20 protein-coding genes and 1 pseudogene are annotated in these 20,314 nt (G+C 64.3%); 7 read left to right on the top strand and 14 right to left on the bottom strand.

Annotation, left to right across the window (positions count from 1 at the left end; all coding sequences use genetic code 11):
* Positions 1 to 298 precede the first annotated feature (298 nt).
* The 7 genes from EV674_RS16385 to sucC form a co-directional block, all read right to left on the bottom strand.
* Positions 299 to 802, bottom strand: coding sequence for a pilin (locus EV674_RS16385; protein WP_119014726.1), 504 nt, complete (start codon positions 800 to 802; stop codon positions 299 to 301).
* Between the two features lie 347 nt (positions 803 to 1,149).
* A complete protein-coding gene (locus EV674_RS16380; protein WP_165887111.1) occupies positions 1,150 to 2,394 on the bottom strand; it encodes a type II toxin-antitoxin system HipA family toxin in 1,245 nt (414 codons plus the stop codon).
* Positions 2,395 to 2,414: 20 nt separating this feature from the next.
* Positions 2,415 to 2,708 carry a helix-turn-helix domain-containing protein gene (locus EV674_RS16375; RefSeq protein WP_132750487.1) on the bottom strand — a complete coding sequence of 98 codons (294 nt, stop codon included), beginning with the start codon at positions 2,706 to 2,708 and terminating at the stop codon, positions 2,415 to 2,417.
* Positions 2,709 to 2,829: 121 nt separating this feature from the next.
* Positions 2,830 to 3,498: an FHA domain-containing protein gene (locus EV674_RS16370; RefSeq protein WP_119014723.1), complete on the bottom strand. Its 669-nt coding sequence runs from the start codon at positions 3,496 to 3,498 to the stop codon at positions 2,830 to 2,832.
* 67 nt (positions 3,499 to 3,565) lie between these two features.
* Positions 3,566 to 4,354, bottom strand: a complete 789-nt coding sequence (locus EV674_RS16365; protein WP_119014722.1) for a Stp1/IreP family PP2C-type Ser/Thr phosphatase — start codon at positions 4,352 to 4,354, stop codon at positions 3,566 to 3,568.
* Between the two features lie 260 nt (positions 4,355 to 4,614).
* On the bottom strand, positions 4,615 to 5,511 hold the full coding sequence (gene sucD, locus EV674_RS16360; protein ID WP_119014721.1) for a succinate--CoA ligase subunit alpha: 897 nt from the start codon (positions 5,509 to 5,511) through the stop codon (positions 4,615 to 4,617).
* Between the two features lie 18 nt (positions 5,512 to 5,529).
* Complete coding sequence (gene sucC / locus EV674_RS16355; protein ID WP_119014720.1) at positions 5,530 to 6,690, bottom strand: ADP-forming succinate--CoA ligase subunit beta; 1,161 nt, start codon at positions 6,688 to 6,690, stop codon at positions 5,530 to 5,532.
* Between the two features lie 183 nt (positions 6,691 to 6,873).
* On the opposite strand from sucC, the gene argC reads away from it, so the two are divergent.
* The gene (argC, locus tag EV674_RS16350) at positions 6,874 to 7,806 is read left to right on the top strand and encodes an N-acetyl-gamma-glutamyl-phosphate reductase (protein WP_119014719.1); all 933 of its coding nucleotides are present in this window, start codon (positions 6,874 to 6,876) and stop codon (positions 7,804 to 7,806) included.
* A 138-nt stretch (positions 7,807 to 7,944) separates the two neighbouring features.
* Here argC and recX read toward each other — a convergent pair whose 3' ends face one another.
* A complete protein-coding gene (gene recX / locus EV674_RS16345) occupies positions 7,945 to 8,406 on the bottom strand; it encodes a recombination regulator RecX (RefSeq protein WP_241525032.1) in 462 nt (153 codons plus the stop codon).
* A 63-nt stretch (positions 8,407 to 8,469) separates the two neighbouring features.
* Positions 8,470 to 9,618, bottom strand: a complete 1,149-nt coding sequence (recA, locus tag EV674_RS16340; protein ID WP_119014718.1) for a recombinase RecA — start codon at positions 9,616 to 9,618, stop codon at positions 8,470 to 8,472.
* A 141-nt stretch (positions 9,619 to 9,759) separates the two neighbouring features.
* Between recA and EV674_RS16335 the strand changes: the two genes are divergently transcribed.
* The 4 genes from EV674_RS16335 (at position 9,760) to EV674_RS16320 (ending at position 13,652) form a co-directional block, all read left to right on the top strand.
* The gene (locus EV674_RS16335; RefSeq protein WP_119014717.1) at positions 9,760 to 10,272 is read left to right on the top strand and encodes a MarR family winged helix-turn-helix transcriptional regulator; all 513 of its coding nucleotides are present in this window, start codon (positions 9,760 to 9,762) and stop codon (positions 10,270 to 10,272) included.
* A 153-nt stretch (positions 10,273 to 10,425) separates the two neighbouring features.
* Entirely contained in the window at positions 10,426 to 11,358 is a 933-nt protein-coding gene (locus EV674_RS16330; RefSeq protein ID WP_119014716.1) for an N-formylglutamate amidohydrolase, read from the top strand.
* A 96-nt stretch (positions 11,359 to 11,454) separates the two neighbouring features.
* Complete coding sequence (locus EV674_RS16325) at positions 11,455 to 12,129, top strand: response regulator (protein WP_119014715.1); 675 nt, start codon at positions 11,455 to 11,457, stop codon at positions 12,127 to 12,129.
* An 80-nt stretch (positions 12,130 to 12,209) separates the two neighbouring features.
* Positions 12,210 to 13,652, top strand: coding sequence for a sensor histidine kinase (locus tag EV674_RS16320; RefSeq protein WP_119014714.1), 1,443 nt, complete (start codon positions 12,210 to 12,212; stop codon positions 13,650 to 13,652).
* Positions 13,653 to 13,700: 48 nt separating this feature from the next.
* On the opposite strand, the gene EV674_RS16315 is transcribed toward EV674_RS16320, so the two are convergent.
* The 3 genes from EV674_RS16315 to EV674_RS16305 are packed head-to-tail and all read right to left on the bottom strand — an operon-like array spanning position 13,701 to position 15,984.
* Positions 13,701 to 14,513, bottom strand: coding sequence for an SPOR domain-containing protein (locus tag EV674_RS16315; protein ID WP_119014713.1), 813 nt, complete (start codon positions 14,511 to 14,513; stop codon positions 13,701 to 13,703).
* On the bottom strand, positions 14,507 to 15,385 hold the full coding sequence (locus tag EV674_RS16310) for a biotin--[acetyl-CoA-carboxylase] ligase (protein ID WP_119014712.1): 879 nt from the start codon (positions 15,383 to 15,385) through the stop codon (positions 14,507 to 14,509). The genes EV674_RS16315 and EV674_RS16310 overlap by 7 nt, the downstream gene beginning before the upstream one ends.
* Complete coding sequence (locus EV674_RS16305) at positions 15,382 to 15,984, bottom strand: SET domain-containing protein (protein WP_119014711.1); 603 nt, start codon at positions 15,982 to 15,984, stop codon at positions 15,382 to 15,384. The genes EV674_RS16310 and EV674_RS16305 overlap by 4 nt, the downstream gene beginning before the upstream one ends.
* A gap of 124 nt (positions 15,985 to 16,108) precedes the next feature.
* Between EV674_RS16305 and EV674_RS16300 the strand changes: the two genes are divergently transcribed.
* Together EV674_RS16300 and EV674_RS16295 are read left to right on the top strand one after the other, a co-directional pair.
* The gene (locus EV674_RS16300) at positions 16,109 to 19,048 is read left to right on the top strand and encodes a DNA topoisomerase III (protein ID WP_119014710.1); all 2,940 of its coding nucleotides are present in this window, start codon (positions 16,109 to 16,111) and stop codon (positions 19,046 to 19,048) included.
* 183 nt (positions 19,049 to 19,231) lie between these two features.
* A complete protein-coding gene (locus EV674_RS16295) occupies positions 19,232 to 19,639 on the top strand; it encodes a bacteriohemerythrin (protein WP_119014709.1) in 408 nt (135 codons plus the stop codon).
* A 14-nt stretch (positions 19,640 to 19,653) separates the two neighbouring features.
* Here the strand turns inward: EV674_RS16295 and EV674_RS16290 are convergent, their stop codons facing one another.
* Together EV674_RS16290 and EV674_RS16285 are read right to left on the bottom strand one after the other, a co-directional pair.
* Entirely contained in the window at positions 19,654 to 20,070 is a 417-nt protein-coding gene (locus tag EV674_RS16290) for a bacteriohemerythrin (protein ID WP_132750486.1), read from the bottom strand.
* Between the two features lie 34 nt (positions 20,071 to 20,104).
* Positions 20,105 to 20,314, bottom strand: a pseudogene (locus EV674_RS16285) (methyl-accepting chemotaxis protein); the annotation flags it as partial.

Here is a 20,314-nt window from a genome sequence, read left to right as displayed (position 1 = left end):
CCAAGCGGGCTGACTTCGGGGGGCGACCGGCACCGGCACTGCGCTTGTAGAGCTTGTTCGGATCGCGCTGCGGCTTGGGCACCAGGGGTTCCACCCGTGCCCAGAACGCATCCGTCACCTCCCATGAGTTGGCATGGGCCTTGGCCATATCTGCTACCTCCGCCTGATGTCAGATCAAGCCGTAACAGTACAACAATTTACGGATAAATCCTTAAAGGCGCATAAAAAACGGCCCCGAAGGGCCGTTTAGGAGTGTACAAACAGTTCGCTGTTTAGCGCCGCTTGCAAGCACTTCAGATTACAGAGCGGAAGTAGCGAGGCGGCAGCTAGCGGGCATGAACTTCAGGTCGCCATCAAAAGCGCATTTCCAGCCCACCACGGGCGTGTTGGTGCCAGTGATGAAGTCGGTAGACTTTGCCTTGGTAGTCAAAGTTGCATCGGTGTAAGGCTGCAAAGTGATCTTTTTGGTGTCGACACCAGTGCCAATCTTTTGTGCTGTGACCGTGATAACACCAGTGTTGGTGGTGTTCAAAGCACCCACGTACTGCGACTTGGCCGATGCGCCCTCACCACAGCCGAAGCCGTCAGTGGCTGCCAGCGCACCTGCGGACGGCAAACCGGTTTGCGAAGCTTCAGTGATCGTGGTGCGGCAGGTAGAAGCTGCCAGAAGCACTTCAGACAGTTTGGCGCGGGCCGTGTAGTCTTGGTACGCGGGCAGTGCCACGGCAGCCAAGATACCGATGATCGCCACAACGATCATCAGTTCGATCAGGGTAAAGCCCTTTTGCAGAGTACGCTTCATAAAGTTCTCCTCGGAGTCAATTGCGAATGAAAACCTGCAGAAGGATTCTTCAGGTTCGCAGCCATAGCAGCAGCATCCGTGCCAGCCCGATGGATGCAACAAGGCGTATCGTTTTACTTACAAAGCCCCTTGTAGAGATGCGGTTGCTGTAACAACCTTCAGCAAATTTTCGCCAATTCATGACATTTGTGTCACGCCGAATTGTCACTGCCTGTTGCGCGGGTTGCGGTTTTTGACAGGCTGCTGCAAAAAATGAACCAAATCAGGCTCTGTTCCTTTTGGAGCGGGCGCTAGCAGCTATCAATTTAGGAGTAAATTTTACGCATCGCCTGGGGTGGCGCATTGCGCTACATCGCTGCATTCTTGAAGCCCTGGTCAATCTTTGCCAGTGCAGCTTGAATGGACTGGCTGGATGCGCTGGTCACTTGCCACTGCTGCGCCAGCGCGGGCCACTGTGCAACGGCATGGCGCACTTCTGCGACGATGTGCGCCGCCTTGGTGATGCGGTGCTTGCGGCCGATGTGCAAGACATGCTCCAGGGCGGGGCGTCCTTGGCCGTTGATGGCTGTGGTGTGTTCGCCACCCATACCGGTGCTGAAGGTCAGGTCAAAGGCGGGCGAAAGTTGCCAGTCTGTGGCCTCATCACGCAGGAAGGCAAAATTTTTAACGTGGTCGTCACGGTTGTGTGCCAGCACGTTGAAAACCATCAGCCGAAAGGCGCGTTCGACTTGAGTGTGGTCTTGTGTCAACACGCCAACGGTGGTCAGGATCGCGTCATAGTCCATGCACGGCAGGCGGTAGTTGGCATACAGCAAACCAGCCAAAGAAAGTACGTGGCGTTTGCCGCAAGGCCCGTGGCGGTCAAAGCGCTCTACGGCGAAATAGTCTTCTTCGTGCCCTTCGCCTTGTGCCACCGTCATCAGATCGGTGCGGGGCATGGCAATGCCAGCGATACCAGCCATATCGGCGTAGGCGCGTTCGATTCTGCCCATGTCGCGGGGATCTTCAGGCGCACGAAATTTGACGATCCAGTGCGTGTAACCTTCAGGCAATGCTTGAAACCCCGACAGGCACAGGGCCGATGCAGCGCTTCGCGCCACGGTCACTTTGGGCCGCGCACCGCCGGGCGAGCCACCCTGGATTCTGAGCTGCCGCAGCACATCGCCTTCCTGGCCTTGCATCACCTGCTCTGCCGATTGGGCCAGTTGGCCCAAGTCGATGGCGTTCGCGGTGGGTTCTTGGGTATGGGCGGGGGCGTATTCCAGTGCTCCCATGGCACGGCTACCGATGTAGGCCAGACGATCCAGCGGCGTGATGGCATGGGATGGCCAATCACAGCGCCGCTTGAACTCACGGTCCATCAAAAGCAGGCCCCAGCCATCGGGCAGGGAGTCTGAAAAGGCGCCATGCAAACCACCGAACACGTCGCCACGGGCCAACTGTGCCTGGACGTCGAAGGCCATGGTTCTGGGCGCAAGGTTGAAGCCGCTGGCAATCCACTGCGGGTCGTAGGCAAACCAGATTTTTTTGTCTTGGCCCAAAGCCAACACGCCTACGGCGCGCGCGCCAAGACGGACGTTGAGTCGGGTCACGTGCGGGGGTACGGTGTGGTTCACAGGCTGCCTCGCTGTCGTGGGGAGGCTGTGGCTTGGGCGATGGTTTGAATGGCTCGAGGGGCGAACAAGGCGCCAAAGCTATCGAGCACCCCCAGCGCCATGGCAATCTGCACCAGTGCAGCCGTGCCGATATGCCCAGTCAGTTCAAAGCGCTTGATGGTCGATTCAGCCACGCCCGAGCGCGCCGCAAGGGTCTTGCGGGTCCAGCCGAGCACCAGCCGAGCGGCTTTGGCGCGCTGGCCTATGGCACTGCGAACGGCATCTGGAGAATCAAATTCTATGGACAACATATTGTCCATAATAAAGTTTTTTAGGCACTAAAGGGCAACATTTAGCCTACAAATGACGGCACTGAGCGGCTTGCCATCCGCTCAGCTGGATTCGTATCCATTCAGGATTTTTGGGTCAGCCTCAAGTCTGCACAAACAGCATCTCGGTGCCTGCCAGTTCCAGCAGGTCGCCGTTGTGCAGGGGTACGGGCTCTTGCCCGATGTGGACGCCGTTGTGCGTCGGGGTGTCGGGGCCTTCGACGTGGGTGAGCACGTAGCCATGGTGGCGCCGGGTGATAGCGGCCACGGCCACGCCGGGTTTGCCGATGGTAGTGACCACTTTGCTCAGGGCCACTTCGCGCCCGGCGGCGGCCCCCGAGAGCACACGGATGCTGGCCACCGGGCCAGGCTGTGCGGCGGTGGCGGCATAGGGTGCTGCCGCCGTGGCGCGCGTGCGCGGTGGCAACGGCGGGGGCACCATGCCGGGCTTGACGATCATGGTTTTTTCGTAGTCTTCGGCTTCGGCCTCGTTGAGGAAGCGGATTTTGTATTTGCCCACTTCAATGGTGTCGCCGCCGTGCAGCCATTGGCGCTGAACGGCTTTGCCGTTGACGTAGGTGCCATTGGTGCTGTCCAGGTCTTCCAGTTCCACGCCCTGGGCGTGCATGTGCAGCACGGCGTGTTCACCGCTGATGGCGAGGTTGTCGATCACGATGTCGTTGTACGGGCGCCGGCCCAGCGCGGTGCGCTCTTTGGTGAGCTGCAATTCTTTGATGACTACACCATCGATCGAGACGATCAGTTTGGGCATGGCCTGTTCCTGCGGGTGGGGGGTTGCATGGTTTGCATGAAAGGGTGGGGGTTGCCAGCTGCCGGACTCACGCCGAACCCAGCAGCCGCGATACCAAGCCGCGTTTGCGGGGAACGGCGCTGCTGTCGGCCTGCACCAGCACCACGCTGATGTTGTCGCGCCCGCCCCGGGCATTGGCGGCATCAATGAGGCGCTGCACCTTGTCGTCCAGCGGGACGTCGGCTGCGGTCAGGATGGTGAGGTCGGCATGGCCCAACATCTCGCTCAGTCCGTCGGAGCACATCAGGTACAGGTCTTGTGGCTGCACCTGGAATTCGTTGGTTTCCACTTGCACCGTATTTTCTACGCCCAGCGCCCGGGTGACGAGGTTGCGCTGCCCTGACTGCGCCGCTTGCTGCGGGGTAATGAGGCCAGCATCTACCTGCTCTTGCAGCCACGAGTGGTCGCGCGTGATTTGCGTGAGCTGGCCCGCACGCAGGCGGTAGCAGCGCGAGTCGCCCACGTGCGCCAGCGTGAGGCGTTCGTCCTGAAAAACGCCCGCCACCAGCGTGGTGCCCATGCCAGCATATTGGGCGTTCTCCTGGGCGGCATCGAAGATGGCAAGGTTGGCGTTTTCCACACAAATCTCCAGCGCACGGCGCACGTCGCGCCCGGGTCGGCGCGCCTGCGCAAGCCATCGCACCATTTCTGTGCGGATGAACTGGGTGGCCATGCTGCTGGCCACCTCGCCAGCGTTGTAGCCGCCCATGCCATCGGCCAGCACAGCCACCTGGGCCTGGCGGTCCACACTGACAGCGTCTTCATTGTTGGCGCGCACCCGACCGCGGTCGGTGCGGGCGCTGAATTCATACTTCATGTGTTGTTGCAGCCCAAGGTTTCTGGATTCCCGCAAAGGGTGTGTAGGCCGAGGCCCCGCAGCACAAAACGCGGCCACGAACCACGCTGGCTGGGTATGGCTCGCGTGGCGGCTTGCATCATAGACGAGCACCCACCCCTGGCGAGCAGACTTCACACCATGGCAGGCCCAGCCCCCACAACGGGCAAAGCGCCTGAGGCACAAAGACCGCAGGCGCTTTGGTGGGAGCGCCCAGGGCGGGCCTGGGTGCTGTGGCGTGCTTACTTCAGCTGTGCCTTGAGCAGCTTGCCCAGTTCAGAGGGGTTGCGCGTGATGACGAAGCCCGACTCTTCCATGATGGCGAGTTTGGCATCGGCGGTATCGGCACCGCCCGAGATCAGCGCGCCAGCGTGGCCCATGCGCTTGCCGGGAGGGGCAGTCACACCAGCGATGAAGCCAACGATAGGCTTCTTCATGTTGGCCTTGCACCACAGGGCGGCTTCGGCCTCATCGGGGCCACCGATTTCGCCGATCATGATCACGGCGTCGGTATCGGGGTCGTCGTTGAAGGCGCGCATCACGTCGATGTGCTTCAAACCGTTGATGGGATCGCCACCAATGCCCACGGCAGTGGACTGGCCCAGACCGACTTCGGTCAGCATGGCCACGGCTTCATAGGTCAGCGTACCCGAGCGGCTCACCACGCCGATGCGGCCCTTGCGGTGGATGTGGCCGGGCATGATGCCGATCTTGATTTCGTCGGGCGTGATGATGCCGGGGCAGTTGGGGCCCAGCAGCAGCGTCTTTTTGCCGCCAGCAGCTTCCTTGGCCTTCATCTTGTTGCGCACCATCAGCATGTCCTTGACGGGAATGCCTTCGGTGATGCAAATGGCCATGTCCAGATCGGCTTCCACGGCTTCCCAGATGGCTTCGGCAGCGCCTGCGGGCGGCACGTAGATCACCGAGACGGTGGCGCCGGTCTGCTGGGCGGCTTCCTTGACGGAGGCGTAGATCGGGATATTGAAGATCGACTCACCGGCCTTCTTGGGGTTCACACCCGCGACAAAGGCGTTCTTGCCGTTGGCGTATTCCTGGCACTTTTCGGTGTGGAACTGGCCGGTCTTGCCCGTGATGCCCTGGGTAATGACCTTAGTGTCTTTGTTGATGTAGATCGACATGTGTGTTCTCCGGGCTTCTTACTTGACTTCCGCCACGATCCGGGTGGCCGCTTCGGCCATGGTGTCGGCGGCGATGATGGGCAGACCGGATTCGGCCAGCATCTTCTTGCCCAGCTCTTCGTTGGTACCTTTCATGCGCACGACCAGCGGCACGTTCAGGTTCACGGCCTTGCAGGCAGTGATCACGCCGGTGGCGATGGTGTCGCACTTCATGATGCCGCCGAAGATGTTGACCAAAATGCCCTTGACCTTGTCGTTCTTGAGCATGATCTTGAAGGCTTCGGTGACCTTCTCGGGGGTGGCACCGCCGCCCACGTCCAGGAAGTTGGCCGGCTCGCCGCCGAACAGCTTGATGGTGTCCATGGTGGCCATGGCCAGACCGGCGCCGTTGACCAGGCAGCCGATGTTGCCGTCCAGGCTGATGTAGGCCAGGTCGAACTTGGAAGCTTCCACTTCAGCGGGGTCTTCTTCGTCCAGATCGCGCAGGGCCACGATTTCGGGGTGGCGGAACAGCGCGTTGGCGTCAAAGTTGAACTTGGCATCCAGTGCCATCAGTTCGCCCTTGGAGTTGCAGTTCAGCGGGTTGATTTCCACCAGCGAAGCGTCGGTGTCCATGTAGCACTGGTAGAGCTTGGCGAACAAGTCCACGGCTTGGTCCACCGAAGCGCCGGTCAGGCCAATGGCCGCAGCGACTTTGCGCGACTGCTCAGGCGTGATGCCGGTCAGCGGGTCGATCATCTCGGTGATGATTTTCTCGGGGGTGGCGTGGGCCACTTCCTCGATGTCCATGCCGCCCTCAGACGAGGCGATCAGCGCCACCTTCTGCGTAGCGCGGTCAGTGACCAGCGAGATGTAGAGTTCGTTCTTGATGTCGGCGCCGTCTTCGATGTACAGGCGGCGCACTTTTTGGCCTTCGGGGCCGGTCTGGTGGGTCTTGAGCTGCATGCCCAGGATTTCGCCAGCGATGCGCTTGACGTCGTCAATGGTCTTGGCAACCTTGACGCCGCCGCCCTTGCCACGGCCACCGGCGTGGATCTGGGCCTTGACAACCCAAACCGGGCCGCCGAGTTTTTGTGCAGCTTCAACCGCTTCTTGCACGGTAAATGCAGGGATGCCGCGCGGAACGGGCACACCAAAATTGCGCAAGATTTCCTTGCCTTGGTATTCGTGAATCTTCATGAGGTCTCTCTCAGGAAAGGGATTTCACCCGTCTGCCGAGGCTGTTTGAATGTCTGGCGGCGGGCGTGGGACATGGCAGCCGCGAAATGTATCATGTTGCGACGCACCATCGCTTGTGCAGAACTTACACCGCCGTGCGGCGCACGCCGCCGCCATCCCTCCTTTTTTTGCAGGATGACACCCATGTCCAAAGTTTTTATCGATGGCGAAGCTGGCACCACCGGGCTGCAGATTCGTGAGCGCCTGCAAGGCATGGCCTCCATAGAGCTGGTCAGCATTGCCCCCGAGCGGCGCAAAGACCCCGCTGCCAAACGCGAGCTGATCGCGGGCGTGGACCTGGTCATCCTGTGCCTGCACGACGACGCCGCGCGCGAGACGGTGGCCATGGTCGACGACATCGAAAAAACCTCGGGCCGCACCATCAAGATCATTGACGCCAGCACCGCGCACCGCACGGCGCCGGGCTGGGTGTATGGCTTTCCGGAGCTGTGCGCGGGCCAGCTGCAAGCCGTGCGCACCGCCAGCCGCGTCTCCAACCCCGGCTGCTACGCCACGGGTGCCATTGCGCTGTTGCGCCCGCTGGTCGATGCCGGGCTGATTCCTGCCGATTACCCCGTGGCGCTGCCCTCGGTAAGTGGTTACTCGGGCGGTGGCCGCCCCATGATCGAGGCCTACGAAGCGGGCAAGGCGCCGCCCTACGAGGCCTACGCGCTGGGCCTGTCGCACAAGCACATCCCGGAAATCCTGCACTACACCGGCATGACGCGCCGCCCGGTGTTCATCCCGGCGGTGGGTAATTTTGCGCAGGGCATGCTGGTGCAATTGCCCCTGCACCTGGACTTGTTGCCCGGCGCGCCGACTGCCGCCGCCCTGCATGAGGCCCTGGCCGCGCACTACGCGGCCACCAACACCAGCGCCCAGTGGGTGAAGGTGCTGCCCGCCACCGACGACGGCAAGCTGGCCGCCGACACCCTGGCCCACACCAACCAGCTCGAACTGCGCGTGTTTGCCAACGAAACGCACCGCCAGGCCGTGCTGATTGCCCGTCTGGACAACCTGGGCAAGGGCGCCAGCGGTGCTGCCGTGCAAAACCTGCAATTGATGCTGGGCTTGTGAGCGCGCAGCGGCCCAGCTGGCGCAGCGCACAAGACTGCGCAAACCGGGACGCCGCCCACCAAACGCTCCTGAATCAATAGCTGCTAGCGCTTATCCCGCAAGCGCTACAGCCCCAAAACACCCTCAATCACCAGCGACTCAGCCTGCGTCGGCGTCCACATCGGCGCCCTGCACCACGCGGCGCACCACATCCATGGCAAAGCCGCGCGTGAGCAAAAAACGCATCTGCCTGGCGCGGCCTGCGGGGTCGGTGGCGGGCTGACCAAACTTGCGCTGCCAGACCTCGCGGGCGCGCGCAGGTTCGGTGCCGCGCAGCAATTCCAGCGCCTGGGCCACGGTCTGTGCGTCCAGCCCTTTGGTGTGCAGCTCCTGGCGCAGGCGCCGGTCGCCCAGGCGGGCAGCGCGCTGGCGCAGCACGGACGCAGCCACACGCTCCTCGCTGATGAAGCCCTTGGCCTGCAAATCGTCCAGCACCTGTTCAATCTCGCTGCGCTCTTGGGCGTGCGGCGCCAGTTTGCGCAGCAACTCGGCACGCGAATGCTCGCGCGCTGCGAGGTAGCGCAGCGCGCGGCCCTTGAGCGACGGGGGTGGCATGGCCATGGGTGCCAATTGCTATTTTTTGATAGCTGCTTGCGCCCATCCGCCGGGCGCTGCAAGCACTTTTTATTCAGATTTTTGATCGACCTTGGCATCCGCCCTGCGGTTGCGGGCGGCGGGCGCATCGACCACGCCATCGGCGGCGTCACTGGCCGCGTTGGCGCCTGCGGAGGGCACCAGCGCAGCGGGCAACAGGGCAATGCCCAAGCCCTCGCGCACTTTGTTTTCAATCTCGCGGGCCAATGCCGGGTTTTCGCGCAAAAACTCGCGGGCGTTGTCGCGGCCCTGGCCAATTTTTTCGCCGTTGTAGGCGTACCAGGCGCCCGACTTTTCAACAATCTTGGCGACCACGCCCATGTCGATGATTTCGCCCTCGCGGCTGATGCCTTCGCCAAACAGGATGTCAAATTCTGCGGTCTTGAACGGGGGCGAGACTTTGTTTTTCACCACCTTGACGCGGGTTTCGTTGCCGATCACTTCCTCGCCTTTTTTGATGGAGCCGGTGCGGCGGATGTCCAGGCGCACGCTGGCGTAGAACTTCAGCGCGTTGCCGCCCGTGGTGGTCTCGGGCGAGCCGAACATCACACCAATCTTCATGCGGATCTGGTTGATGAAGATGACCATGCAGTTGGTCTTTTTGATGGTGGAGGTGAGCTTGCGCAGCGCCTGGCTCATCAGGCGCGCTTGCAGGCCAGGCAGGCTGTCGCCCATGTCGCCCTCGATTTCGGCCTTGGGCGTGAGCGCGGCCACCGAGTCGATGACGATCAAATCGACAGCGCCCGAGCGCACCAGGCTGTCCACAATCTCCAGCGCCTGCTCGCCGGTGTCGGGCTGCGAAATCAGCAGGTCTTGCAGGTTGACGCCCAGCTTTTGCGCGTACTGGATGTCCAGGGCGTGCTCGGCATCGACGAAAGCGCACTGGCCACCTTGCTTTTGCATTTCGGCAATCACTTGCAGCGTGAGCGTGGTTTTGCCGGACGATTCGGGGCCGTAGATTTCGACCACGCGGCCCCGGGGCAGGCCGCCCACGCCCAGCGCAATGTCCAGCCCCAGCGAGCCGGTGGACACCACCTGGATGTCTTCAATCACTTCGCCTTCGCCCAGGCGCATGATGGTGCCTTTGCCAAATTGCTTCTCGATCTGGGCCAGGGCGGCGGCCAGGGCTTTGGCTTTTTCAGCGTCGGGGGGCATGCTGTGGTTGACGGGTGCGCTCATGGGAATCTCCTGAAAAATCAACGGGTTGACTGGCTACAGTGCGGTGTCTTGCGACGCCGGGCTGGATACTTGAACAGTAGTTTAGAGGCGCCATTGCACCGCGTAAACCCACTTTTTAGTCAGTTTGACTGACAATCAGCCATGGCCGAATCCCCCCTTCTGACCACACCCTTGGGCGCCCCGCCACCCGCCGACGATGGCTGGCGCCAAACCCACCTGGGCCGCCTGATGGGCCACGCCCTGCGCCGGTTTGACGCCCGCGTGCTGCAACTGATGGCGCGCAACGTGGAGGTGCCGCTGGCACTGTCCAACCTGGCCGCACGCGACCAGGTCAGCGCGGCGCACATCCACATCACGCGCCACCTGTCGCTGGGCGGCGACCGCCTGGGCGACCTGGCCGAGCGCGCGGGCATGACCAAGCAGGCCATGGGCACGCTGGTAGACCAGTGCGTGGCCTGGGGGCTGGTCACGCGCGAGGCCGATGCGCTGGATGCGCGGGCGCGGCGCGTGCGCTTCACGCCCACGGGGTTGGCGTGGTTGCAGGCGTTTCGGGACGCGGTGGCGCAGGCCGAGGCAGAGTTTCGCGCCGAGGTGGGCAACGACGTGGCCACGGTGGTGGCCATCGGGCTGGAGGCCTACGCCAGCGGCCTGTGAGCCCACCGCGCACGCCCGCTTGCCACGCGCCCGACACCGGACAAACCCCTAGGCCACGGCGGTGCGCAGCCTGCGCGGTGGCCGCAAAATCGTGCCTCTCTGGAATGTTCGCCCTGCCCCCTGCCCGGTGGGGCGCCCAGAAGGACACCTCCCATGCACGCACCCTTGACTCCCCACCCCCACCGTTTTTTGCACGCCCAGCCCGGCGCCTCGGGCAGCGGCGCTGGCCCCGCCACGCCCGCGCCCCTGGTCAGCCACATCGCAGGCACCACGGCGCTGGTGCTGGACTCGCCGCACAGCGGCACCCGCTACCCCGCCGACTTTGGCGCCGCCCTGGACTTGCCCACACTGCGCCGCGCCGAGGACACGCACGTTGAAAAAATCTACGCCTTTGCGCCCGCGCTGGGCGTGGCCTGGGTAGAGGCGCACTTTCCGCGCATCTACCTCGATGCCAACCGCGATGTGACCGAGCTGGACACCAGCTTGCTCGACGGCCCCTGGCCCGGCCCCCTGGCCACCGACCCCGCCGTGCTGGCCAAGGTGCGCCTGGGCAAAGGACTGATCTGGAAGTACACCGACGAAGGCGCGCCCATTTACGACCGCCTGCTGTCGGTGGCTGAAGTGCAGGCGCGCATCGCCCAGTGCTGGCAGCCTTACCACGCTGCCGTGGCGCAGGCCATCGACGCCGCCCACGCGCGCCACGGCTACAGCATCCACCTCAACTGCCACTCCATGCCCGCCGTGGCGGCCAGCCATGCCACGCTGTTTCCGGGGCTGGTGCATGCCGATCTGGTGGTGGGCGACCGCGACGGCAGCACCGCCAACGCCGCGCTGTCGCAGCAGGTGTGCGCGCACCTGCGCGCCTGCGGCTACAGCGTGGAATACAACCACCCCTACAAAGGCGTGGAACTGGTGCGCCGCCACAGCGACCCGGCCCGCCAGCGCCACAGCATCCAGCTGGAAATCAACCGCAAGCTCTACATGGACGAGCACACCCTGGCCATCGACAGCGCGGGCATGGCGCGCCTGCAAACCGACCTGCAATCGCTGGTGGCGCTGCTGCTGGCCTGGACGCCACCGCGCTGAGTGCGCACGCCTGCGGCGCAGGCATAGAGCAACACTAGAATCACCTGCACCCTGCGGCGCCCGCGCGCCGCCCCCAGACCACAGGAGATTTTTTGCATGCGCATCCTCATTGCCGAAGACGACCAGGTGCTCGCTGACGGCCTGCTGCGCACGCTGCGCAGTTCGGGCGCCGTGGTTGACCACGTGGCCAATGGCAGCGAGGCCGATGCAGCCCTGATGACCAACAACGAGTTTGACCTGCTCATCCTCGATCTGGGCCTGCCCAAAATGCACGGCCTGGAGGTACTGAAAAAACTGCGCAGCCGGGGCTCGGCGCTGCCCGTGCTCATCCTCACCGCCGCCGACAGCGTGGACGAGCGCGTCAAGGGCCTGGACTTTGGCGCCGACGACTACATGGCCAAGCCCTTCAGCCTGCAAGAGCTGGAAGCGCGCGTGCGGGCACTGACGCGCCGGGGCATGGGCGGCACCAGCAGCGCCATCAAGCACGGCCCGCTGGTGTACGACCAGGCCGGGCGCGTGGCCACCATCGACGGCAAGATGCTGGAGCTGTCAGCGCGCGAGCTGGGCCTGCTGGAAGTGCTGCTGCAACGCGCAGGCCGCCTGGTGAGCAAAGACCAGCTGGTCGATCGCCTGTGTGAGTGGGGCGAGGAGGTGAGCAACAACGCCATTGAGGTGTATATCCACCGCCTGCGCAAAAAGATTGAAAAAGGCCCCATCCGCATCGCCACCGTGCGCGGCCTGGGTTACTGCCTGGAAAAAATCCCCAGCTAATTTTCCAAAAATGATAGCTGGTTGCGCCCACCCCATAAGGGATAGAGGCACTTTTTATATCCCATCTTGCGGCCAGTGCCTTGAAAATCTTCCAGCGTGAGCAACGCTCCCTGTTCGGTGAAATCCTGGACTGGATGCTCACCCCTTTGCTGCTGCTGTGGCCCATCAGCCTGGCGCTGACCTGGCTGGTGGCGCAGGGCATTGCCAACAAGCCCTTTGACCGCGCCCTCGAATACAACGCCCACGCCCTGGCCCAGCTGGTGACGGTGCAAAAAGGCAAAGTGCAGTTCAACCTGCCCCAGCCCGCCAGCGAAATTTTGCGTGCCGACGACTCCGACACCGTGTACTACCAGGTCATTGGCGCGCGCGGCGAGCTGCTCTCGGGCGAGCGCGAGCTGCCGCGCCCGCCGGAAGAAGACGTCCCCACCACCGGCGAGGTGTACCTGCGCGATGCCGAGCTGCGCGGCATCGACATCCGCATGGCCTATATCTGGGTGCGCCTGCCGCTCAAAGACGCCCCCCTGGCCCTGGTGCAGGTGGCCGAAACCCGCGAAAAACGCAGCGTGCTGGCCGCCGAAATCATCAAGGGCGTGATGCTGCCGCAGTTCATCATCATGCCGCTGGCGGTGCTGCTGGTGTGGCTGGCGCTGGCGCGCGGCATCCGCCCCCTGCACCAGCTCGAAGAGCGCATCCGTGCGCGCAGCCCCGATGACCTGAGCCCGCTGGACCACAAGGCCGTGCCGCTGGAGGTGGCGCCGCTGGTCGATTCGGTCAACGACCTGCTCACGCGGCTGCAAGACTCGCTGGCCACACAAAAACGCTTTCTGGCCGATGCCGCGCACCAGCTCAAAACACCGCTGGCGGGGCTGCGCATGCAGGCCGACCTGGCCCAGCGCGAGGGCACCAGCACCGAAGAACTCAAGCGCTCGCTGCAACAGATTGGGCGCTCCAGCATCCGCGCCACGCACACCGTCAACCAGCTGCTGGCGCTGGCGCGTGCCGAGGGCAGCGGCGCCGCCCTGGCACGCCAGCCCTGCGACCTGGCCAAGCTCACCATCGAGGTGGTGCGCGACTCGGTGCCACGCGCGCTGGACAAGCGCATCGACCTGGGCTACGACGGCGCCCAGCCCGGCGAGAGCGGCGTGTGGGTGGATGGCAACCCCACGCTGCTCAAAGAACTGGTGCGCAATCTGGTGGACAACGCCATCCACTACACCCCGTCGAGCGCCGACAAACCCGGCGTGGTGACGGCACGGGTGCTGGCCGACCGCTTTGGCCAGGTGCTGCTGCTGCAAGTGGAGGACTCGGGTCCGGGCGTTCCCGAGTCCGAGCGCGAACTGATTTTTCAGCCGTTTTACCGGGCGCTGGGCACCGACGCCGACGGCTCGGGCCTGGGCCTGCCCATCGTGCTGGAAATTGCACGCCAGCACAGCGCCGAGGTGTTTCTGGAAGATGCCCACCCCGAGCAAGTGCCGCCGGGGGCGTTGTTTTCGGTGCGCTTTGCCGCGCGCAGCGAGGACTGAGCGCCCACACGGCACTGCGCTGCGTGTGGGCGCGGGGCTCTGCCGCCGTCAGTTACAGGGCCGCAGGGTGCGGCCTGCCAGCGCCGGGCGCAGGGGGCCGGTGAGCTGGTCGCGCATGGCCGCGTTGACCGCAGGCAGGCGCAGCACAAAAACAGGCGTATCGGCACGCTCTTGCAACACCCGCGCGCTGCGCACGCCCTGGTTGCCCAGGGTGGTCAAGGCGCGCTGGGCCGCTTCTTCGGTAGAAAACCGCCCCAGCGACAGGCCTGGCTCCAGCGCGGCCCCTGGGCGGTCATAGGAGACGCCCAGCGCGCGCAGTTCGTTGCGCTTCTTGGCCAGTGCGTCGGCATCGGCAAAGCGGCCCATGTAAACCATCCAGCGCCCCGGCAGGCGGGCGCGGTCCAGCACCCAGCTGCCTTCGGGCAGGGCGGCGGCGGCCTTGCGCCAGGCATCGGCCTGGGCATCGTCAAACACGCCTGCCTGCAAGCAGATACCGGGCGCAGGGGCAGAAGCGGGTGCGGCGGCCACTGCCGGAGCAGACGCAGCCGGAGCGGGCACCGCCGGGGCAGCAGATGCGGCCAGGGCCTGGCTGGCGGGCAGGCCCGGTGCGGCGGCGGGCGCCGCGCTGGCGCTGTCTGTGGGTGCGGGCTCTGGTGCCGGGGCGGGCACAGAAGCGGGTGCAGCCGCAGGTGCGCCCCCCTGACCAACGATATTCAGCGCCTGGGGGGCAATTTGCTGCGCCAGACGCTGGGGCTCGGCCTGCTCCACGGGCACCATGCCCAGGTGGCGCAGCATGCCTTGCGACCAGGCGTAGTAGCCCAGGTTGCCCAGCAACAGGGCCAGTACCAGCCACCTCAACATGGCAATCCACCCGCGCGGGCAGACAAGGTGGCGGCCAGGCTGGCCGGGCGCACGCTGACCTCGGAACTGGTCACCGGCTGCATGCCGCTGTCGGTCAACACCCACAGCGCGCCGTCCTCGCCCACGCCCTGGGCGGTGCCGCTGTGGCCGTCACTGAGCACCACGGAGCGGCCTTGCAGCACATCGCGCAGGGCAAAGCGCGGCTGCATGGGTGCAAAGCCGTAGCCCGCAAACGACTGCAACATGGCCACCAGCGGCGCGGCCACCCGCAGCAAGGCGGTGGGCGCATCCAGCAGCACATCCACCTCCTGCAAGCCACCCGGCGGCAAACCCATGCCCGCAGCGTCTGGCGGGCGGATGTTCAGCCCCACGCCCACCACCACGTAGCGCGTGCCTGCGCTGGCGGGTGCCGCAGCGCCCTGGGGAGCGACAAAGCTGGCCGTCTCGACCAGGATGCCGCCCAGCTTGCGCTCGCCACCGGCACCGCCCAGCCACAGGTCGTTGGGCCACTTAAGACCCACGCGCGGCGTGGCACTGCCCGGCGGCGGCAACACGGGTTGCAGGCTCTCGGCCACGCTCACGCCCACAGCCAGCGACAGGCCCGACCAGTCGGCAGGCGCCAACGGCAAGCCCAGCGAGAACATCAGCGAATCGCCCGGCTGGCTGCGCCAGGCCCGGCCCAGCCGCCCGCGCCCGGCGGTTTGCTGCTCGGCCACCAGCAGCACCGGGTCAGACTGCCCGGCGCGGGCGCGGCGCATCAATTCGGTGTTGGTGGAGTCCACCGTGGGCAGCACCTCGACGGTGAAGCCGGGCAACTGTGGCACCACAGCCTCCCAGATGGCCTCGGCAGGCCAGCGCAGCGGGGCGCTCATGCCTGGGCGCTCCGGGTGCGGCTGCGGCTGCGGCGTGGCGCTTTGGCGCTGGTGGCGGTGGACTCGGGCGACTGGGGCGCGTCCAGCGGCTCGGTCTGGCTGCGCGGCAGCGGCGGTACCCAGCCACGCTTGGGCGCCAGCAGCGTGCCCCGGCACGTGGCAGCGCCGCACCAGCAGGGGTACTCGGCTTTGAGTTTTTTGGTGTAGCGCTCTTCGATGATCAGGCCGTAGTCGTAGTTCAGCTCTTCGCCAGCGGCGATGTTGCGCAGCGCGGTGATGAAGATGCGGCCATCACGCTCATCGGCGTAGCAGTTGGGGGCGCAGCTGTGGTTGATCCAGCGCGAGGAGTTGCCGCCAAAATTGGCGTCGATCACGCGGTCGGCATCGACGTGAAAGTAAAACGTGTGGTTGGGTTGCAGCGGATCGTGCGGGTGGCGGTCTTGCGCCTCTTGCCAGCTGATGATTTCGCCCACGTACTCAATCAGCACCTCGCCCTCGGCAATATCTTGGACGGCAAACACGCCCTTGCCGTGAACGCCGGAGCGGCGGGTCTGGATGCGGCGGCCAGCGGCGGCGGCGGGAGTGGCAGTGCGGGGCATGGCAAAACTTCTGTTAACTTCAATGGGCACACATGCGCGTGCGCATGTACGCGCGAAGAACACGGATTGTAGAAGCGCCCGCAGCAACGCTCGGCCGCCCAGAACCACAACGAAAGAACACCCCATGAGCAAGACCCTGGTCATTGCAGAAAAGCCGTCGGTCGCACAAGACATCGTGCGTGCCCTCACGCCCGTGGCGGGCAAGTTTGACAAGCACGAAGACCACTTCGAGAACGAGCAGTACGTCGTCACCAGCGCCGTGGGCCACCTGGTTGAAATCCAGGCGCCCGAAGAGTTCGACGTGAAACGCGGCAAATGGAGCTTCGCCAACCTGCCGGTGATTCCGCCGCGCTTTGATCTGAAGCCCGTGGACAAAACCAAGGCGCGCCTGAACGCCGTGGTCAAGCAAGCCAAGCGCAAGGACGTGACCGCGCTCATCAATGCCTGCGACGCGGGCCGTGAGGGCGAGCTGATCTTCCGCCTGATCGAGCAGTACGCGGGCGGTAGCAAGCCGCTGGGCAAGCCGGTGCAGCGGCTGTGGCTGCAGTCGATGACGCCGCAGGCCATCCGCGACGGCTTCCAGCACCTGCGCAGCGACGCGCAAATGCAGGGCCTGGCGCACGCGGCGCGCAGCCGCTCGGAGGCCGACTGGCTGGTGGGCATCAATGGCACGCGCGCCATGACCGCCTTCAACTCGCGCGACGGCGGTTTCTTTTTGACCACCGTGGGCCGGGTGCAGACGCCCACGCTGTCGCTGGTGGTGGAGCGCGAGGAAAAAATCCGCAAATTCATCACCCGCGACTACTGGGAAATCCATGCCAGCTTTGCCGCCCAGGCGGGCGACTACCCCGGCAAGTGGTTCGACCCGCAGTGGAAGAAAAGCGACGACCCCGAGCTGCGCGCCGACCGCGTCTGGACGCAGCAGCAAGCCCAGGCCATTGCCGACGCCGCGCGCGGCCAGAGCGCCCGTGTCAGCGAAGAAAGCAAGCCCACCACCCAGGCCAGCGGCCTGCTGTTTGACCTGACCAGCCTGCAACGCGAGGCCAACGGCAAGTTCGGCTTCAGCGCCAAGACCACGCTGGCACTGGCACAAAGCCTGTACGAGCGCCACAAGGCCCTGACCTACCCGCGTACCGACTCGCGCGCGCTGCCCGAAGACTACGTGCCCGTGGCCCAGCAAACCTTTGCCATGCTGGCCACCAGCGGCATGGCGCACCTGGCACCACACGCCCAGACCGCCCTGAACAACGGCTACATCCGGCCCACCAAGCGCATTTTTGACAACAGCAAGGTGTCAGACCACTTTGCCATCATCCCCACGCTGCAAGCGCCCGGCGAATTGTCCGAGGCCGAGCAAAAGCTCTACGACCTGGTGGTGCGCCGCTTCATGGCGGTGTTCTTCCCCAGCGCCGAGTATCTGGTGACCACGCGCATCAGCACCGTGCAGCACGCGGGCACCGAGCACCACTTCAAGACCGAGGGCAAAGTGCTGGTCAAACCGGGCTGGCTGGCCATTTACGGCAAAGAAGCGGCGGGTGAAGTACCCGACGCCAAAGAAGGCGACAAAGGCCAAAGCCTGGTGCCCGTGCAGCCCGGCGAACAACCGCGCGCCCAGCAGGTCGAGCCCAAGGCCCTGAAAACCCGGCCCCCGGCACGCTACTCCGAAGCCACGCTGTTGGGCGCCATGGAGAGCGCGGGCAAGCAGGTGGAAGACGAGAGCATGCGCGAGGCCATGCAGGAAAAGGGCCTGGGCACGCCCGCCACGCGCGCCGCCATCATCGAGGGCCTGCTCACCGAAAAATACATGCTGCGCGAAGGCCGCGAGATCATCCCCACGGCCAAAGCCTTCCAGCTGATGACGCTCTTGCGTGGCCTGGATGTGAAAGAGCTGGCCCGCGCCGATCTGACCGGTGAATGGGAATACAAGCTGGCGCAGATGGAAAAAGGCCAGCTCTCGCGCGAAACCTTCATGGCCGAGATTGCCGCCATGACCGAGCGCATGGTGAAAAAAGCCAAGGAATACGACCGCGACACCATCCCCGGCGACTACGCCCAGCTTTCCGCCCCGTGCCCCAACTGCGGCGGCGTGGTGAAAGAAAACTACCGCCGCTACGCCTGCGTGGGCAAAGCGGGCGCCGAGCCCTGCGGCTTCTCGTTTGGCAAATCGCCCGCCGGGCGCACCTTTGAGCCGCCCGAGGCCGAAGCCCTGCTGGCCGACAAAAAAATCGGCCCGCTGGAAGGCTTCCGCTCCAAAGCGGGCTGGCCGTTCACCGCTGAAATCGCCCTGACCTACGACGACGAGGCACACAACTACAAGCTCGAATTCGACTTTGGCGACGACAAAAACGCCGCCGACACGGGTGAGCTGGTGGACTTTGCCGGCCAGGAATCGCTGGGCGCGTGCCCGCAGTGCGGCGCGGCGGTCTATGAGCACGGCAGCAACTACGTGTGCAGCCACGCCGTGGCCACCACCGCCCAGCCCGTGGCCACCTGCAACTTCAAGAGCGGAAAAATCATCTTGCAGCAGCCCGTGGAGCGCGAGCAAATGCACAAGCTGCTCACCACCGGCAAAACCGACTTGCTCGACAAGTTCGTCAGCATGCGCACGCGCCGCGCCTTCAAAGCCCACCTGGCCTGGGATGCGGCGGCGGGCAAGGTCAATTTTGAATTTGCCCCGAGCAAGTTTCCGCCGCGCAAAACGGCAGGCGGCGCTCCTGATTCAGGAGCTGGTAGCGCCCGAACCACGGGCGCTACAGCCACAAAAAGCCTGAAATCTGCGGCCAAAACCACGGCCAAAGCTGCCACCAAGCCCGCTGCCAAAAAAGCCAAGGCCGCCAGCCCCGGCAAACAGCCCAGCGCCGCCCTGGCCGCCGTGATTGGCGCCGAGCCGGTGGCGCACACCGAGGTCATCAAAAAGGTGTGGGACTACGTCAAGGCCCAGGGCCTGCAAGACGCCAGCAACAAGCGCGCCATCAATGCCGACGCCCTACTGCTGCCGGTGTTTGGCAAACCGCAAATCACCATGTTCGAGCTGGCCGGCATCGTGGGCAAGCACCTGGCATAAACCGCCGCCCGCCCCCGGCACGCCAGCGCCAGGCGGGCCGGGGCAGCGCGGGGGCCGCGTTGCGGGGCGCAATCCGGACAAACGCTGATCCAGCGCATCCAGCCCCGTCAGGAACTGCCATCTTCTGCCTTTACCATGTGGCACGACAACCTGCTGCAACGTGTACAAAAAAGGAGAGACTGAATGACGTTCATGCCGTGGAGCGATGAAATCGCTGTGGGTATCAGCGATGTCGATGAGCAACACCACTGGCTGGTGGACCGCATCAACCAGCTGCACACCGAGCTGTCAGAGCCCACACCCAACAAAACGGCCATCGGGGAAGTGCTGGAAGGGCTGATGGACTACACCATGAACCACTTCATCATGGAAGAGGAATGGTTTGAGCGCCACGCCTACCCCGACACCGCAGCGCACAAGGCCCAGCACAACAAGTTCACCGGCACCATCATGAACGCGCTGACCGACTTTGAAGACGGCCAGCACATCTCTACCGACATCCTGGAATTTCTCAAGCACTGGCTGACCCAGCACATCATGCGCACCGACAAGGCCTATGTGCCTTTTCTGAAGGCACAAGGCGTCAGCTGAGAAGAGCGCGCGCCTCAGGCGCTGCGCTGGCGGCTTTTCTGCTGCAAAAACTGGCGCAATTCCTTGTCGTTGCGCCGGATGTGCAACGACAACCAGTCGCGCAGCACAGAAGACAACTGTGACGCCACGGTCACGCTGCCTTGTTGCTGCTTTTGCCGCAGCTCATGCAGCTTGTTGACGAAATGCGTGTGTCCCTGCTTGTGGCGCTCCAGGTTCGTGAACTTGGCCTGCTCCATCACGCGCTCTTCTTCGCGCAAATGCTCCTCGGTGTCGGCAATCAGCTGCGTCAGCAGTTTGTCCACCACCTCCTGACCGCGCCCTTGGCTGGTGGCGGTGTGCAGCTCGTTGACCAAGTCCACCAGCTTGCGGTGGTCTTCATCAATCGGGCCGTTGTCGATGACCATGTCATTTGCCCATTCAAAATAAGCCATTGCAGTGCTTCTCCTTGGTATGGCGCCAGGGCGCTCAGGCTGGCAATGCCAGGCGTTGGGATGGGGAATCGAGGCGGAACACGCTGGTGGCCTGCACCAGTGCCTGCGCCTGCTGCTCCAGCGACTGCGCGGCGGCGGCAGCCTCTTCGACCAGCGCGGCGTTGGACTGCGTGACCTGGTCCATCTGCACCATGGCCTGGTTGATCTGGTCGATGCCCGTGGTCTGGTCTTGGCTGGCCAGGCT

It is taken from the genome of Simplicispira metamorpha, from assembly GCF_004341365.1.
Classification (GTDB): Bacteria; Pseudomonadota; Gammaproteobacteria; order Burkholderiales; family Burkholderiaceae_C; genus Simplicispira; species Simplicispira metamorpha.
Note: the sequence above shows the minus strand (reverse complement) of the source record. Positions and strands in the feature narration are given on the sequence as shown.